The 17,420-nt window shown below is 57.1% G+C and carries 12 protein-coding genes and 1 tRNA gene; 4 read left to right on the top strand and 9 right to left on the bottom strand.

Annotated features, from left to right (window positions below; translation table 11 throughout):
- Window positions 1-38: 38 nt before the first annotated feature.
- From NBV64_RS17270 to NBV64_RS17245, 6 genes are all read right to left on the bottom strand, one after another.
- Window positions 39-2,300 (bottom strand): NosR/NirI family protein, encoded by a 2,262-nt coding sequence (locus tag NBV64_RS17270; protein WP_250756221.1) that lies wholly within the window; start codon window positions 2,298-2,300, stop codon window positions 39-41.
- 171 nt (window positions 2,301-2,471) lie between these two features.
- A complete protein-coding gene (gene mnmH, locus NBV64_RS17265) occupies window positions 2,472-3,566 on the bottom strand; it encodes a tRNA 2-selenouridine(34) synthase MnmH (RefSeq protein ID WP_250756220.1) in 1,095 nt (364 codons plus the stop codon).
- Complete coding sequence (selD, locus tag NBV64_RS17260) at window positions 3,566-4,600, bottom strand: selenide, water dikinase SelD (protein WP_009463477.1); 1,035 nt, start codon at window positions 4,598-4,600, stop codon at window positions 3,566-3,568. Before selD ends, mnmH begins: the two co-directional genes overlap by 1 nt.
- A gap of 69 nt (window positions 4,601-4,669) precedes the next feature.
- Entirely contained in the window at window positions 4,670-5,758 is a 1,089-nt protein-coding gene (locus NBV64_RS17255; RefSeq protein ID WP_250756219.1) for a hypothetical protein, read from the bottom strand.
- Between the two features lie 175 nt (window positions 5,759-5,933).
- On the bottom strand, window positions 5,934-7,916 hold the full coding sequence (locus NBV64_RS17250; protein ID WP_009463473.1) for a ligand-gated channel protein: 1,983 nt from the start codon (window positions 7,914-7,916) through the stop codon (window positions 5,934-5,936).
- Between the two features lie 234 nt (window positions 7,917-8,150).
- Entirely contained in the window at window positions 8,151-10,409 is a 2,259-nt protein-coding gene (locus NBV64_RS17245) for a FepA family TonB-dependent siderophore receptor (RefSeq protein WP_250756218.1), read from the bottom strand.
- 359 nt (window positions 10,410-10,768) lie between these two features.
- On the opposite strand from NBV64_RS17245, the gene NBV64_RS17240 reads away from it, so the two are divergent.
- The 4 genes from NBV64_RS17240 (at window position 10,769) to NBV64_RS17225 (ending at window position 13,842) form a co-directional block, all read left to right on the top strand.
- Window positions 10,769-11,740 (top strand): Bug family tripartite tricarboxylate transporter substrate binding protein, encoded by a 972-nt coding sequence (locus NBV64_RS17240; protein WP_342467175.1) that lies wholly within the window; start codon window positions 10,769-10,771, stop codon window positions 11,738-11,740.
- 10 nt (window positions 11,741-11,750) lie between these two features.
- Window positions 11,751-12,362 (top strand): glutathione S-transferase family protein, encoded by a 612-nt coding sequence (locus NBV64_RS17235; protein ID WP_009463467.1) that lies wholly within the window; start codon window positions 11,751-11,753, stop codon window positions 12,360-12,362.
- A 30-nt stretch (window positions 12,363-12,392) separates the two neighbouring features.
- Entirely contained in the window at window positions 12,393-13,175 is a 783-nt protein-coding gene (locus NBV64_RS17230; RefSeq protein WP_045929518.1) for an aldolase, read from the top strand.
- Window positions 13,176-13,242: 67 nt separating this feature from the next.
- Complete coding sequence (locus NBV64_RS17225; protein ID WP_009463463.1) at window positions 13,243-13,842, top strand: helix-turn-helix domain-containing protein; 600 nt, start codon at window positions 13,243-13,245, stop codon at window positions 13,840-13,842.
- A 53-nt stretch (window positions 13,843-13,895) separates the two neighbouring features.
- Here the strand turns inward: NBV64_RS17225 and NBV64_RS17220 are convergent.
- From NBV64_RS17220 to selA, 3 genes are all read right to left on the bottom strand, one after another.
- A tRNA-Sec gene (locus NBV64_RS17220) sits at window positions 13,896-13,991 on the bottom strand.
- 87 nt (window positions 13,992-14,078) lie between these two features.
- Window positions 14,079-15,998 (bottom strand): selenocysteine-specific translation elongation factor, encoded by a 1,920-nt coding sequence (gene selB, locus NBV64_RS17215; RefSeq protein ID WP_250756217.1) that lies wholly within the window; start codon window positions 15,996-15,998, stop codon window positions 14,079-14,081.
- Complete coding sequence (selA, locus tag NBV64_RS17210) at window positions 15,995-17,413, bottom strand: L-seryl-tRNA(Sec) selenium transferase (RefSeq protein WP_250757262.1); 1,419 nt, start codon at window positions 17,411-17,413, stop codon at window positions 15,995-15,997. The genes selB and selA overlap by 4 nt, the downstream gene beginning before the upstream one ends.
- Window positions 17,414-17,420 lie beyond the last annotated feature (7 nt).

Here is a 17,420-nt window from a genome sequence, read left to right as displayed (position 1 = left end):
GACGTGACCGACTTGGCGCTGGGGCGCGCCCAGCCGTCTCACGGCGTGGCGGGCGTGGAATCGGTACTGTCTACGCTGCGTGGACGCACGGTAGGGCGGGCAGCAGCATCGTCTTGCAGCGAGCTGGCAACGGCAACGGGGGCCGGTTTATCTCGCTTGCGCTTGGCGATCTTTTGAATCAGGTGCGGGCATTTTTTCTCGTGGTGATACAGCATCTGGCAGTTCAGGCACTGGATGCACTCGTTGGGGTTGATCGGGCCTTCTGGCTCGATGGCTTGGACGGGGCAGTCGGTTGCACAGCGCTGACAGGGGTTGCCACACATGGGGTAGCGACGCAGCCAGTCAAAGATGCGCAAGCGGGCGGGGATAGCCAGGGCAGCGCCCAGGGCACAGAGGTAGCGGCAGTAAAAGCGCTCGATAAACAGGCTGGCAATCAGCAGCAAGACGGCAAAGATGGTGAAGGGCCAGTCGCGGATGAATTTCAGAATAATGGCGGTCTTGAAGGGTTCGACTTCCGCCATCTTTTCCGCCACGGCCATGTCGTACAGGGCAAAGCCAAACAGCAGAATGAAGATCACGTATTTGATGGACACCAGGCGCTTATGGGCGCTGTAGGCTACCTTGATTTGCGGAATGCGCAGGAAGCGGGCCAGTTTGTTGGCCAGCTCTTGCAGCGCCCCAAAGGGACAGAGCCAGCCACAGAAGGCACCCCGGTTCCAGAAGATCAGGGAGATGGCGGTGGCGATCCACAGAATGAAGACCAGCGGATCCATCAGGAAGTATTCCCAGCGGAAATCGGTGCGCAGTGCGTGCGAGAAAGTCAGTACGTTCACCACGGACAACTGGGCCGAGGCGTACCAGCCAATCCAGACCAGGGAGAACAGCAGAAAGCCGATGCGAAAGCGCTGGTAGAACACTTCGTGCTTGGTTAGCGTGTCCTGAAAGAAGAAGACTCCACCCAAGATCAGCAAGGACAGCAGCAGCACGGCAATCTGCACTTTCTTGCCCGCCCAGATTTGCTTGTACAAAGGCTCGCCGGCGGTGTCCAGGTCATGGTGCTCTGCGGTATCGGGGGCCGCTGCAACTGCTGCTGAAGGGGGCGCTGTCAAATAGGCATCAGGAAGCTGGTAATTCAGGTTCAGCGTGACAAAGGCTTTATCCTTGACGCTCAGCACGCGCTGAACCAGCAGTTGCAGCCGCCAGGGCTGGACCGGATCAAAGGTGGCGGTAGCCGGAATCTTGAACAGGGCGGCTTCTTTGAAGTCAGGGGCATTGGCGGCTTTCACGCCGGGCAGACGCTGGTGGTCCAGATCGGTGAAGTGAAAGCTGTCCAGATCCTGGACGATCTCGATACGGTCAAAAATCCCGCCGCGTACATAGCCTGATCCTTTGAAGGAATACAGCCCGTTCCCGACGACCAGCATGGCTTGCTGACCGGGTTTCAGCTCTTGTTGCAGGTACGTGTAGTCAGATTCGCCCAGCAGGCTTTTTCCAATGCTGGGCACGCTGACCAGGGCGGCGTACAGATCAATAAAAGTGTCTTGTGGGTCGCCTTCCTGCGGATGGGCGGCGGCTTCCGTGCGACCACTGTCGATGAAAGCCTGGTTGATGTCGGCCACGCTGACGTGCAGGCGTTGGATGGCACCGCTTTGGAGCAACTCATCCCAGCTGGCAATGGTTTGATTGCTGCTGTCTATGCTGCGTTTGACTGCCGCCGGTGCTGTGGCGGGGGCGGCAGGCTGGCCTATGCCTTCTTGCCGGGCCACCAGCTGGGAAGAGCGCATGATGCTGTCACCGACCACCATCAAGGTCACGGTGGCACCACTGATAATGTCGACAGGTGGTGGTGCGCCGGGTTTGGGACGGTTCTTGATGTAATTCTGGCCCACATAGCCCTGAATGAAGGCTTCTACCCGCGATTCGGGGATGCCGATCAAGACAATGGGTTCATGGTGTTCCAGCAGCTTGGCAGCGACGATGCTGCCATCCATGCTCATGGCGACCAGGGTGTCGATGGGGAAGCTGGAGTAACCACGGGTGTTGACGATGTCGGTCGTCACATACACATATCCTAGCTGTTCCTGATCCTTAAAGACCTTGGCAACAGGTAAGGTGCCCGCGGGCTCGCTGGTGTGGGTGGCGGTGGGAAAGATCTCGTTAAGGGCAATGTCCGGCAAGAAATGGGCAATGCGCGAACTGGAGTGTGCCGTAGGACTGCTCAGACAGGCTGCCAGTACAAAAAGCAGGAGCCAGATAATACGGAACTGAACATGCCGGGCAACGCGATTGAGGGACGTCATTTCTTACCACCTGCAACAAGATTCTTGCGAGATGGTAGGGGTTACCCTTTGTTTACTCTTTGTGTCAGAGCAAGGACAGATTCTGACAAGAGTGGATATGGGTCGGCGTCAGTCAGCCCTTGATCTGTGAGGAACGATGGCAGGCTTTGCTGGCCGGGCTTTAGATGAGGGTCAGCCTTGCTGATGCAAATAATTCAGGACCGCGTCGGCATCACCCTGAAAAATGATCCGTTCCGCTTTTTGTTCGCGTTGATAGGCGTACATGGGGTCGTAGTATTGCGTCAGCAAACCACCGATCCAGTCCCGGTGACCCTCCAGCGCGCCGCTGCGCTCCTGCTCCTGCAAGGCCTCATCCATGATGGCGGCCAACTGCTGGTAGCGTTGATGGCCCAGGCGCTTGGTAATGCGGGCCAGGCTTTGACGCAGTTGTTCGGCAAAGAGCGCAAAGCCTGTTTGCGGCTCGTATTGGGCTGTGTATTCCGCGTGCAGGTTCTGGACGTAATCGCGCACGATGCGCGTAATGCGGTTTTCCAGGCTATCTTCCAGCCAGATGATGGACCACTGCTGCATCCCTCGGTACAGGCCCAGTGGCAGGCTGCAACGGCCTATGGTTTGGCTTTCATCTTCCAGGACGAAGCGTTGGTGCCCTTGGGCCGTTTTTTTGAGCATGGCGATCGATAGCCTGTGCTCGAAGTCGATCTGGCTGGGTTGGCTGGTGGCGTGTTTGCCAAAGCTGGAACCACGATGATGTGCGTAGCCTTCCAGGTCCAGACTGTTATCAAGCTGCTGCAGGACATCGGTTTTGCCCGTGCCTGTCATGCCGCCCAGAACCTGAAAACGGGCGCTGCCGACGGTTTGTTCCAGATTATTCAGCAAAAAGCCACGCATAGCCTTGTAGCCGCCCACTACGCGGGGATAGGGAATGCCTGCCTCTTCGCGCAGCCAGGTTTGTGTGATCTGGCTGCGCAGGCCACCTCGAAAGCAATACAGGTAGCCGTCGGGATGGTCTTGCGTAAATTGTGCCCAGGCCTGCAGGCGAGCTTGCTTGAGCTGGCCACTGACCAGCTTGTTACCCAAGGCAATGGCGGCATCCTGGCCATGTTGCTTGTAGCAGATCCCCACCAGGTGACGCTCCTCGTCGTTCATCAGTGGCAGGTTCAATGCGCCGGGAAAGGCGCCTTTACTGAATTCGATGGGAGCGCGAGCGTCCATCAAAGGCACATCGTTCAGGAACAGCTCGCGGTAGTGGTGGGTATCAGGACGCATCAAGCGATTTCGACGGCGTGGGTTTTGGCGGGGATGAATTCCCCGATGGCTTCCAGGGTCAGGCCCAGTTCTTGTGCTGTTGCCAGAAACTCGGCAGAGGCAGCAGGCTCTACGGCGATCAGCAAACCGCCGCTGGTTTGTGGGTCGCACAGAATGTTGATCTGATCCTGGCTGATAGGAGCGATGCGATGGCCATAGCTGTCGAAGTTACGTTGCGTGCCGCCGGGTACACAGCCTTCTTGCAGGTAGTATTCAATGCCGGGCAGCAGGGGCACACGGTCCAGATTCAGACGGGCGGTCAGGCCGCTGCCATCAGCCATTTCGATCAGGTGTCCCAGCAGACCAAAGCCGGTCACATCGGTCATGGCTTTAACACCGGGCAGCTGTGCAAAGCGGTTGCCGGGCTTGTTGAGCGTGCACATCCAGTCGCGGGCCAGGTTTTGATCTTCAGGACGAAGCTTGGCTTTTTTCTCGGCCGTGGTCAGCACGCCAATACCCAGAGGTTTGGTCAGATAGAGCTGGCAGCCTTCAGTTGCGGTGTCGTTGCGTTTTAACTGGCCTTTATCAACTACGCCAGTTACAGCCAGACCAAAAATAGGCTCGGGGGCATCAATGGAGTGACCACCGGCCAGGGTGATGCCAGCAGCATCGCAAGCAGCACGCCCACCACGCACGACCTCGCGGGCAACTTCAGGGGACAGGACATTGATGGGCCAGCCCAAAATGGCGATGGCCATGATCGGTTTACCACCCATGGCGTAGATGTCGCTGATGGCGTTGGTCGCAGCAATGCGCCCAAAGTCATACGGATCGTCCACGATGGGCATGAAAAAGTCGGTGGTCGAGACGACGCCTGTTTCCTCATTCAAACCGTACACAGCCGCATCATCACGTGATGTATTGCCTACCCACAGGTTCGGGTCCACGTTCTGGGCTCCGCTTCCCGCCAAGATAATGTCCAATACTTTGGGGGAAATCTTGCAGCCGCAACCGGCTCCATGACTGTATTGGGTCAGACGAATGGGAGTATCCATGAGCGCGTACCAAGAAAGAGGTTGAAGATGAAATGATACTAAATTGCCCCTATGCCCTGCAGGCTTTTGCTACGGAAAGGGCAGGGGTTGAACACGCTGGGCCAACTGGTCGGTGGCCACCCACTGTGCAAATTGCTCGCCCAGTCGCTGGCTTTGTTCGACGGAGTTTTGCCAGGCAATACGCCGGTCTGCGTCAGGTAGACGCTTGTAGTCGGAGCGATCGGGGATTTTGCGGTCTTTTAGCCGCTGATAAAAACGTTCGGTCGGGCACAGCAAAATCAGATTGTCCAGGCTGTGACGGCGGCGAGCCTTTTGCCAACGGGGCAGGTATTTGTCGAACCAGCTGGCGCTGATCTTTTGAGTGAAATGCGGAAACAAGGTCAAGCCTGGGCTATCCAGATCCAGAGCGCAGAAGTTGTAGTCGACTAGGCCTCCATCCCGGTATAGACCGGCAGGCCAGTTATGGGCGGCATTCACACCGTCAATCACGAGTGGAATAGCGGTGCTGGCGGCCAGGGTCTCGAACAGATTGTGCTGATCCAGTGCGGCGTAGCGAGCCAGGTCTTGATGTCTGCCGTGAATGGGCAAGGGGCTGCGGGTGTCGTGCACAATAACCCGTTCGAAGAACCAATGCGGGATAGCAGGGTGCACATAATTGCCGACCATGCAGCTGAGCAGGGCTGCACCAAGCTGTTTGGGGTTGCGGGAACCCGCCCAGCCCTTGCTGCGTGCCACGGTAATGGCGAAGCGATAGCGTGGATGGTTCAGGATCGCAGCCTGTGAGTCGGCGTCCCCCAGCAAGGTTTTCAGCATGGTCTGGGTAGACCGGGTAATGTCAGCTACCGTGGATTTGGGAAGAAAGGGGCTGTGTATATAAAGCTGCGCAAAGTCCGCAAAGGCTTTGTGCGGATCGCTCTGGGCCGCACAGGCAAAGCGCCAGGAAGCGATGGAGCTGCCAAACAACCATAGCGGCTCATCATGCGTGTTGAGCCAGTCGCCAAACAAATACTGATCCAGCCCGGTTAGCGCCAAAGCCTTGGGCCCACCCGCGCTGCCAATCAGTGTGCTGATGTCCTTGGCATGCAAGCCATTGCTTTGAATATGACGATAAGCACGAGGCCCGGCGTAGATCGCGAGATCAGACTCGGTGGACGACAAGATCAGCTCCCGAATGTGGTGATTCTGTAGCCAGAAAGCTGGCTAACCAGGCTTTAGTCTAGCGCTGTTATGGCTGAAGGAAGAGCTTATCGGTCGGGTGAGGTGGACGAATGCAGTGGAGAAATAAAAATGGCCGGCTCTAGAGGCGCCGGCCATTTGAAGGGACTATAGGTGTTTAGAAACGCAAACCTACACCCAGCCAGTAGCGACGACCATCTTCGACGTAGCCGTAATCATCGTAGCGGATTTGCTTATCCAAAATATTGTAGATACCCGCGTACAGGTCTACGTTTTTGTTCAGTTTGTAGGTGCCACCCAGATCTACAAAGGTGTAGGACGGAGCTCGTGTTGTCGAGGAAGAGGCAGAGGTGACTGGTTCACTTTCTTTGCCACGGTAGTTCACGCGAGCCCATGTGTTGATTTTTTCTGTAGGGTGCCAATCCAGACTGACATTTGCCATGTGCTTGGGCATTTGATTCAGAGGCTGACCTTCGTTAGGACCGCTCTTTTGCTTGGAATGGGTGTAGGTGTAATTGGCCTTCAAGGTCCAGTCTTGAGCCAGATCCCAGCTGAAGTTGGTTTCAATACCACGGGTTACCGCCTTGTCCACGTTCTCGTAAGTAGTGGGGTCGGAACCAAACTGGTTAGGGCCGTCGGTACATTTGCTGGCCGGACATGCAACGCGAGTGATCTTGTCCTTGAAGTCGTTATTAAACAAAGTCACGCCAGCGGAGAAGCCCTCCAGACTGTCATACATGACGCCGAGTTCTTGCGACAGCGATTTTTCTGGCTTCAGGTCAGGGTTACCGTACATATTGCCACCACGGCTGACTTGGCCCCAACCAGGGATGGTTTGACGCAGGTCAGGTGCACGGAAGCCGGTGGATACACCGCCTTTGATAGTCCAGTTGTCTGTGGCAGACCACACGCCATAGATACGTGGACTGAAGTGTTTGCCGAAGTTCTCGTCGTGGTCGTAGCGCAGGCCGCCGGTCAGGGCGAAGCTGTTGGTCAGGCTCCACTCGTCTTCCATGAATAGCGACCATTGGGTGCGTTTGATACGGTTGATTCCAGTTGTGAGCTGGTTACCAGTTTCGTCGTTCAGTTTTTGATGCTGGTAGGAGGCACCCAGCGTCAGCAGATGATCGCCCAGGGGGGCAACCCATGCAGTACGTGCATCGGTATTTTTGATACGCATGTCACGCGACTTGTTGTTGAAGTCTTCCTGTTGCACGTAGGTGTCAGAGGTTGCAAATCCCCAGTTGCCACTGTGAGTCAAAGAGACCTTTTCACCGCGGTAATCTGTCTCGGAACTGGCAGGGCAACCGGAGCGTCCGCAAGCAGTGCCGGGAGCAATTGGCTCAACGGTCTTGCCCAAGGTGGAATTGTATTTTTGACGCTTTGTGCTGCCTTCCAGCACAAAGCTGTGGTTTTCCGACGGGGTCAGGCTCAGCTTGGCACCGACTTCAAAGGACTCACGCTTGCGATAACCGTTGTAGATATCGTCTTCTTTGCGATTGGTTTGTTGTCCATAGACTTGCAAGCCCAGCACGCCATCCTTGATCGGGCCACCCAGCATGAAATTGCCCTGGAAAATATCGCCCGAGCGGCTGTGCGATTGCAAGGTGCTATCCAGGCGAATGGAACCGCCCCATTCCTTGGGCACTTTGCGGGTAATGATGTTGATCACACCGCCCATGGCGTCGGAGCCATACAGCGAGGACATGGGGCCGCGCACCACTTCGATACGTTCAATTTCGGACAGGGGAGGGGTCCAGCCGCCTTCCACACCGGAGGAGTCCGAGTTGGTGCGGGTTTCTGTCGAGCTTTGGCGTTTGCCGTCGATCAGGATCAGTGTGTATTTGGAGCTCATGCCGCGAATGGTGATGTCGCGACGGTCACCACCGCCAGTCACAATGACGCCAGGCACATCTTGCAGAGCGTCGTAGGCATCACGGTAGAACTTGTTTTCCAGGTCTTCGCGGGTAATGACGGTAATCGACGCAGGAGCTTCTTTAATGTCTTGCTCAAAGCCCGAGGCGGTAACAACCACTGGGCTGAGTTGGACGGGTGTGCTTTCTTGAGCAACGGCACCACTAGCAGCAAAAGCGCCTGCCAGAACGAGCGGCAAGCGCTTTACGGTAAATAGAGATTTCATTGACGACTTCCAATTTGTGTCTGTTTTTAGCGTGTGCTGCGGTTGCGTTGCTCTTGGCGGCAGTATTTTCCTTACAGCGGAAATAATGATACCGATTCTCATTATCGGTTCAAGCGTGAAACCTTATAACTCGAATAGAAATGAGAGTAATTATTATGTTGGTTGTGAAAAAGCGACGTTATGGCGTGCCAGACCTCCAGACTTCGGAGCAAGCCCGGAGGTCGGCAAGATGCATTAGAAGCTGGCAGTCAACGTTGCGTAGTATTGGCGACCAGGTTCGTTATAGGTGTTGGCACCTTGGCCGCTACCCGAGTCTTCGCGGTACAAGCGTTTGTCGAACAGGTTGTTCACGCCCAGACGGATATTGGTGGACTTGGTCACCTGGTAAGCGCCGCTCAGACCGAAGATGGCATATGAACCACGTTCACGCAGACCATCACCTTTCACTTCCGAGTTATTGGACAGGTTGTGCGAGCGTGGCTTTTGTTTGCCATACAGCGTGGCGGTAGCCAGCAAGGACAGCTTGTCGTTGACGCGCCAGTCCAGCGTGCTGTTCAGGGTGTAGCGGGGGATGACGGTCAAAGGCTGATTGGTTTCCTTGGACTTGTTGGTGATCATGTAAGTCAGGTTGTTGCTCAGGCTCAGCGTGTCGCCGTTCTCGCCCAGGATCGGGATAGTCAGGTTGCCTTCCAGACCACGGATCACGGCCTTGCCGGAGTTCACCCACTGGAATGGGCGTACCAGCGAGCCTCCAATGTTTACTGCATCCGGAATGGTCTGGTCGCCCATATCGGCCACAATCTTGTTGCTGTAGTCGTTCTGGAAGTAAGTCAAACCGGCTGCCCAGCCCGCATTGTCGTAGGCCAGACCGATTTCCTTGTTGATGCTGCGCTCGGGCGACAGATTGTCGTTACCGAAGATGTAGCAAGGACCGCTTACGCGTTGACCAGTTACCGGGTCGTACGGGCAACCGTTGCCGCGTGTCTGATACAGGTAGTTGGGGTTGGACTGATACAGGTTAGGTGCTTTGAAAGCGCGGGCGATACCGCCTTTCAGGGTGATGCTGTCGGTGATGAAGTAGGAGGCGTTCAGGCTGGGGCTCCAGTTGTCACCGAACTTGCTGTGATGGTCGAACCGCACTCCTGGTGTCACGGTCAAGGCGTCGGTCAGCTCGATATTGCCTTCCACATAGGCGGCTGTTGTACGGGCCTTGCTTTTGGAATCCGTGTTTTTGTTGATGGTTTGGCCAGAGCGAGTGGCGTAGTCATCATCCAGGCTTTGATCGCGGTGCTCGAACCCGACCGTCATCAAGACGTGCTTGCTGGCGATCTGCAGGGGTGTGTTGTATTCGCCCGAGATGTTCAGGGAACGCAGTTCGGAAACCGAGCCAGCACCGGGGTTGGAGATGCTGCCCTCAACGGCACCGGCCAGGCCCTCATTCAAACGTGAGTTGGTCGTGCCTTCATATGCAAAGGTCAGGCGGGAGCGGCGGCCCTGGCCATAATCTCCATAGTGGCTGAGCGAGCCGGCGCGACGATACATGATGTTCGTTTCAGCCCCATCTTCGGCAAGTGATGCAATGGTTTGCGTGCTGCGGCTAAACAGACGCTCTCCTGAGTAGATATTGCCTTGGCGGCTGAATGAGCCTTCCAGCTCCAGACGGTGGTCCCGGTTGATATCCAGGCGCAGCAAGCCGTTAACGTCTTTATTGCGTACCCCCTCGCGGCCCGCGGGTGGCACGGTGGTCTCGTTCACCTCCATGCCGGAAGCCTTGGCGTTCAACGCGGGTTTGTCGGCATCTGTCTTGGCGATATTGCCGTAGACGCGGAAAGACAGCTTGTCGGCAATGGGGCCGGACAGGTTAAAGCCGGTACGACGTGTGGAGCCGTAGTCGCTGTCCTCAGGAATCAGACCGTAGGCGGTTACCGAGCCGGAGAAAGTATCGGTAGGCGCTTTTGTGATGATGTTCACGACACCACCGGCAGCACCGGAGCCATAGCGCGCAGCAGCCGGGCCACGCAGCACTTCAATGCGTTCGATGGCGTTGACGGGCACCCAGTTGCTGTCACCACGGGTATTACGTTCACCGTCGCGCCCCATGCGAATGGAGTCGCGCGAGCTGACAGGTTTGCCGTCAATCAGGATCAAGGTGTTTTCAGGGCCCATGCCGCGCAAGTCGATCTGGCGGCTATTGCCGTAGGAACCGGACGGGCTGTTACCTGTCAGGTTCACGCCGGGCATGGTGCGGATCAGTTCGGACAGATCGTTGGCGGGAGGGCGTTTTTCAATATCCTCGGCAGTAATCGTGGACACGCCTGGAGCCTGTTTGACGGCTTCTTCTGCCGAAGGCAAGACACGAATTTCTTCCAGCGAGGTGACCCCACCACGGACGTTGGAAGTTTGTGCCTGAGCACTGAAACTGGCTGCCAAAGCCGTGGCGAGCAGGCCCAATGCAAAGAGCGGGCGGCGAGCCGGAGGCGCCAATAAGTTCATAATCACTTTCCTAATAAACGATAAACATAATGAGAATTGTTCGCAGTCAGGATTGTGTTTAAAAATGTGACGCCTGTCGAGAAAGCTGACGAATGTGTGGTTTTTGAAACACGGGCAGAGAAGAGGGGCATTGAAAATGATCTGGACAGGATTTGTTCTATAGGAAAAGTTATTGAGTTCTCCTATGAAAATCAGAGGAGAAAAATAGTCTGAACCTTGTAGATGGTCGTCTTGATGTATTCATTCAGCGCCGCAAATAAAACTTTTAGGACAATAATTTCTTTATTTGACACGATGGGTCATTTTTGATGAGAATGTGTCCTGAACAATTCAAACTTAAAAAGTTCAGGAGACATCCAGTGAAAAAGACGCTTGGTTTGATGATGGCCGGGTGGGCGGCCTTGACGATGATGGCGGGTCCGGTACAGGCAACAACGTTCCCGGCACAGCCCGTACGTTTGATCGTGCCCTTTGGTGCAGGGGGGATTACCGATCTGGTGGCGCGCCTCCTTGCCCAGCAGTTGGGCAAGGAGTTGGGCCAGACTGTCATTGTTGAAAACAAGGCAGGAGCCGGGGGCATGATCGCCGCTCAGGCTGCACAAAATGCGAAAGCGGACGGTTACACCGTGTTCATGGGGACAGTAGGCACACAGGTGGTCAACCCGTTGATTCTTTCCAAAATCAACTACGACCCGCAGGCTTTTGTGCCTATCGGCATGGTGACGGGGTCTCCGTATGTTCTGGCGGTTCGTTCGGATTTGGGTACGGAGAACTATGCCCAACTGGTTGCCCATGCCCGTCAGGAGCCAGGGCTCCTTAACTTCGGATCGGCAGGGATAGGGAGTGCTCCGCACTTGGGGGTAGAGCTTTTCAAGTTGACCGAGAAACTTGATGTGCGACATATCCCTTTCAAGAGTGGAGGGGAGGCTGTCAGTGCCGTTGTGGGCCGTCATGCCGACATGGTGATGGATGCCATTCCCGTGATCATGCCGCAGGTGAAGGCAGGCAAGCTTCAGGCCCTGGTTCTGGCTGATAGCCAACGCTCCCCAGCTGCTCCCGACGTGCCTTCCAGCGCAGAGCTGGGGGCTGCTGAGCTACGCATCAGTTCCTGGAACGTGCTGTTGGCCCCGCCGGGCACTCCACAGGTGGTGACTGCGGTATTGGAGACGGCATTGCAAAAGACACTGGCCAACCCGGAGTTCAAAACCCATCTGGAGCAGCAGGGCAGCCAGGTCTACACCGGCACCCAAGATGAATATCAAACCTTCATCGCGGCTGAGCGCAGCAAGTGGCAGCGTATTGTTCAGACCGCAGAAATCAGCCTTGAGTGAGGTAACGATAATGAACCACGCCGCTCTGGAGCTTATCGACACGGTGCATACCGGCAATGGCTGGAAGGTACGATTGTTGTGCGGTTATTTGGGTATAGCGCTACAGCGGCGCAGCCTGTCTATTGTGGAGGGGGATCTGGATACCGAGGTGTTCCGGCAAATCAACCCCTGGGGACAGGTTCCGGTATTGCGAACCCGGGAAGGGCCCTGGCTGGCAGAGTCGGCCGCTATTTTGTGGTACCTGGCGCAGGGCACAGACTTTCTGCCCGCGGACCCGCTTGCGCAGGCTCAAGTGCTGCAGTGGCTGTCTTTTGAGCAGACTCAGCATATGACCAATCTTGCGCAGCCCAGACTGTGGGTGGCGTTGCGGGGGACGATGACGGTGGATGATCCTGCGGTGCTGGCGTGGCGCGAACAGGGCGATAAAGCTCTGGCCCAGATGGAGGTGCATTTGCAGTTGCATCGCTATTTCGTTGGGGGCAGACCCAGCATCGCCGATGTGGCCTTGTTTCCCTATACCTGCATGGCAGAGCAGGGAGGGTACGACCTGCGCCCCTATCCATCAGTACGACATTGGCTCGAGTGTATGCAGGCCCTGGCGGGCTATGTCCCGCTGTTGTGAGCAGGATATTAATTTACAAAAGGAGTTGTTATGAGTGACACCATGAGCTTGTCCAAGTCCGTGCTGATTGAACAGGCGCAAAGCCAGATGCAGGCCCTCTTCGAAATCCCTGAGCGCAGTGTTCCCGAGAAGCTCGCACTGACTTGCCGTATTCTTTTTGATGGCGGCCATGACTCTGGTTTGGCTGGCCAGATCACAGCACGCGGCGAACAGGAAGGCACGTATTTTACGCAGCAGCTGGGGCTTGGGTTTGATGAAATTACGTCGACCAACGTCTTGCTGGTAGATGAAGATTTAACGGTTTTGAAGGGATATGGGATGCCTAATCCAGCAAACCGTTTTCATTCCTGGGTGTATCGTGCCCGGCCGGATGTGAACTGCATCATTCATACACATCCCTTGCACGTGGCCGCCCTGTCCATGCTGGAGGTGCCCTTGATCGTATCCCATATGGACAACTGCCCCTTGTATGAGGACTGCGCGTTCCTGAAAGATTGGCCGGGTGTCCCTGTGGGCAATGAAGAGGGACAGATCATTTCTGAGGCCTTGGGTGACAAGCGCGCTATTCTTTTATCGCACCATGGAATGTTGGTGGCGGCGGCCTCAGTAGAAGAAGCCTGCGTATTGGCGTTGCAATTTGAGCGCACAGCGCGCATGCAATTGTTGGCGATGTCAGCCGGAACGATCAAGCCTATTGCGCCGGAACTGGGCCGGGAGGCACATGACTGGATTCTGAGACCTCGCCGCTCCCAGATCGGCTTTGAATACTATGCCCGCAAAGCGCTGAAACGCCATACGGATGTTTTTGAGTAGAATAAGAGGCCGCTTTTTTATATGCGCTCCGAGGCTGACCTCGGGCGCTACACCTCTTGTTTAACCCATGACCCATCTTCCCTTTCGCTTGCGCGCCCTGCGTCGCCAACATGGCTTGTCGCTGGAGCAGTTGGCCCAGCGCACCGGTCTGACTAAAAGTTATCTGTCCAAGCTGGAGCGGGCAGTCAGTGCGCCGTCCATCTCTACCGTGGTCAAGCTGGCCCAGGCTTATGGCATGGGGGTGTCGCAGTTGATTGGAGAGGGGGAACTGGATCAAGACGAAAGTGTGTGTGTCGTGCGTCGACACGAACGCATGCCCTTGCCCAGTGTGGCAGGTCATAGCGCCTACCGTTACGAGAGCATGGCCGGGCGGCGGCGCTTTCGTTTGATGGACCCCTTTGTTATCTACCCTCCACACGAACAACAGCAGCCAGCGCCAACTTTCCCGCATGGGGGAGAAGAGTTCTTGTTTGTGATCCAAGGGCAAGTGCAAGTCACCATTGCAGAGCACAGCATGACCTTGGAGACGGGTGATTCCGTGTATTTTGATTCGGAGCTACCCCACAGCGTGCTTAGCCTGGGGGATCAACAGGCGCAGGTATTGGCGGTGACTTGCTCTGACTCGGGGCCAACAGCAGGGCGTCCAACGTCCGATACGCCGGTTTAGTCAGTGAATACGTGCCTCTGGCATGTGTGTGGGGAGATTTTCTGCCAGCAAAGTGGCGGAAAGCAGCAGGAGTCGAACCTACCTGGGAACGTCTGACGCCCCCAACCGGGTTTGAAGCCCGGCCGTGCCACCGGGCACGGATGCTTTCCTTCAAGAGGCCCTATCATACGTTAGGGCCGGTGACGCTTCAACGATCAGGGCGTTGCCTGTTCTGGTTCCCGCATGAAGCTCCGGGTTCAATCCGCCGCTGCCCAGGCTTCACCTCGTAATACATGGCGATCACGCACACGTCGTGTATAGCCGACGCGATCAAAGAACTCCAGAATCTGAATGGCCCGTTTGCGGCCCAGTCCCGTTGCGTCCCGGAACTGCGCGGCGCTGACGCCTTGGCCGCTGTGCAGCTCCTTGACGATATTGGCTAGCACCGCGATTTGGCGGCGGTGATAGAACAGGTCATGCACGATCTGAAACAGCTCGCCCTGGCGCACCAGTCTGCGCAGTACGTTGCGGGTCTGCTCTTCCGGGGCTTCGGTTTCTTTGGCCAGATCACGTGTCCATGGAGGATCGAAGCGGCCTGCCTCGATCAGGGGCAGAAGGGCGGTGGCCAGAGCTTGGTCTTCGGGGCTCAGGGTAACGCGGTGGCCTGGCGTATGCAGCCAGGCTCCTTGTTGGGCCAGGCGCTGTTCTGACAGCAGATATTCGGTCAGGAGCTGCCAGATTGCGTCGGGCATGGTGGGGGCGGCCATGCGTCGCAAGCGGCTGATGGACAGGCCCGGCTCGTCCGGATTGCGCTCGTGGAACTGCAGCATCACGCTTTCTATGTGCTGACACAGCGCTTCCAGGCGTGCATCGCTCAACAAGATAGGCTGACTTTGTGGGCGAGATCCGGTGTGCCAGCGGGCATTGGCGGGGGCGCTCAAGCCTTGTTGAGATCCTCCTGACAGACGCAGCAGTGTTGCTTCGTCCAGACCGTAAGGTGCTTGGGCCAGCAGGCCCTCCAACGGTCCGCCGCGCGTCCATTGTGCCAAGGCATCCAGCCAGGCAAGGCGTGTCGTAGAGCGTCGTTTGCGGTCCGGCGCATTTGGGTCCAGAACAATCCCGCCGCCGACGGTCTCGCTGGCCTGGGCGTTGCGCAAGATAAAGCGCTCGCCCGTCATGGAGCAGATCGGGCGGTCAAAGACCAACTGGACCTTGCCGGTCTGGCCGGGCTGCAAGGACTCGCCATCCAAAGGTACGGCATGGGCCGTCAGGTGCGCGGCACCCATGTGGATATGCCAGGGCGACCAGGTGCGTAGGGCGGGAATATCTTTGTCCAGCAGGCTCAGTTCCACATCGATACGAGTGGAGGGGATGAAGCAGCGGGCATCGGCCAGCCAGTCGCCACGCTCTATATCCTGCACATCAATCCCGCCCAGGTTCAGGGCACAACGCTGCCCGGCGCGGGCCTGGCGTGATGCCTGATTCTGGGCGTGAATGCTGCGCACTCGTACGGGTGTACCGCGTGGCATCAGGCGCAAGTCCATCGCCGGGCCATCAAGATCCAACACGCCATCGTGCACGGTGCCGGTCACGAGGGTGCCGTGACCTTGCAAGGTGAAGACACGGTCAATGGCCAGGCGGAAATAGCCGTTGCCATCCTGTTTGGTGGATTGCATGGCCTGTGCATGCAGATGCTGGCGCAGTGCTTCCAGGCCGGGTTTGTCGTCGGACAGGGCATCAACAACGAAGATGGGGGCATTGTCCAGAAAGCTTCCTTGGACAAGTGCTTGCAGCTCGGCTTTGACGGATTCAATTCTGGCAGCATCAGCGCGATCCGCCTTGCTCAGGACGATGGCTCCCGCCTGCAAACCCAGCAATTGCAGTACGGCCAGATGCTCGCGGGTTTGCGGCATGACGCCGTCATCTGCGGCCACGATCAGCAGGCCAAAATCGATGCCGGTCGCACCTGCGACCATGGTGTGCACCAGACGTTCGTGACCGGGCACATCAATAAAGCCCAGGATCTGTCCGTCGGGCAAAGGTGTATAGGCATAGCCCAACTGGATGGAGATGCCGCGCTTTTTTTCCTCTTCCAGACGATCGGTATCCACGCCAGTCAAGGCGCGGATCAAGGTGGTTTTGCCGTGATCGATATGTCCTGCGGTGCCAACAATCATGCTTGCTCGGGAATCAGTTGTGCGCTGAAGGCGGCCTCAAAGGGCTCTTCCAGGCAGCGCAAGTCCAGCCAAAAGGCATCTTGCGCAATGCGCCCGATGACGGGCTGAGGCAAAGTGCGCAGGCGTTTTTCCAGTTGAGTCAGATGGCGGCCCGGACGGCCTGTGCCTTGGTAGGCAAAGCGCAGTCCAAAGCTGGGCAGTACGTCTTCGGGCAACGCACCGCTGCCGATCTGGCTCAGCATGGCAGTGGGTTCTACAGCAAATTGTGTCCCCACCCATTGCTGCAAGACATGGGCCAAACGTAGTGCTTGGGCACGCATTTCAGCCGAAGGTCGAGTCAGCAGACGCAGGGTGGTCAGGTGCTCGGGCAGGCGCTCTGGCGAACGGTACAAGGCCAGCACAGGCTCCAGTGCGGCCAAGGTGATTTTACCCACGCGCAGAGCACGTTTGAGCGGGTTTTTCTTGATCTTGGCGATCAGGTCTGCACGGCCAACGATCAGACCGGCCTGGGGGCCACCCAGCAGCTTGTCGCCGCTGAAAGTCACGATATCGGCACCGGCTTCGATGGTTTGGCGCACGGTGGGCTCGGGAGGCAGGCCCCATTGGCTCAGGTCCACCAGGGTGCCGCTGCCCAGGTCTACACTGGTGGGCAGGCCGTGTTTCCGGGCAGTCTGTGCAACTTCTTCGATTGAAACGCTTTTGGTGAAGCCTTTGACGGCGTAATTGCTGCAATGCACCTTCATCAACATGGCGCTGCGCTCGTTGATGGCGTTTTCGTAGTCAGCCGCGTGGGTACGGTTGGTGGTGCCTACCTCATGCAGACGAGCACCGGCACGCTTCATGATGTCGGGAATACGAAAGGCTCCGCCAATTTCAACCAGCTCGCCGCGTGACACCACGGTCTCACGGCGGGGGCTCAGGGTGCTGAGCATCAGCAGCACGGCGGCGGCATTATTGTTGACGACTGTGGCGGCTTCAGCGCCGGTCAGTTCGCAGAGTAAGGGGTTGATCAAGTCATCGCGGTCGCCTCGGCCGCCGGTTTCCAGGTCAAACTCCAGATTGGCGGGCGAGCGCATGGCCTGGACGACAGCCTGTATGGCTTCATCCGGTAGCATTGCTCGCCCAAGATTGGTGTGCAGTACGGTGCCGGTCAGGTTAAAGACCGGGCGTAGCTGCAAGCGGGATTCTTCCTGCAGTTGTGCTTGCAGTGCTTTGGCAAGCTGAGCGGGCTCCAGATCCTGAGGGCTTAGTGCTCCCTTCAGCACGGCCTCCCGCAGTGCCTGCAAATGGGCACGAGTGCGTTGACTCAGGCGCGTGTGGCCGAACTGGCTTAGCAAGGGCTGGAACTCTGGCGAGCGCAGCAAGCGATCCAGGGAAGGGATGTGGGCGGGGGAGAGTTCAGGCGTTGGGCTCATCATTCAA

It is taken from the genome of Alcaligenes sp. DN25 (genome assembly GCF_023674485.1).
Taxonomy (GTDB): Bacteria; Pseudomonadota; Gammaproteobacteria; order Burkholderiales; family Burkholderiaceae_B; genus Alcaligenes; species Alcaligenes phenolicus.
This window is presented reverse-complemented; position numbering and strand designations above follow the sequence as displayed.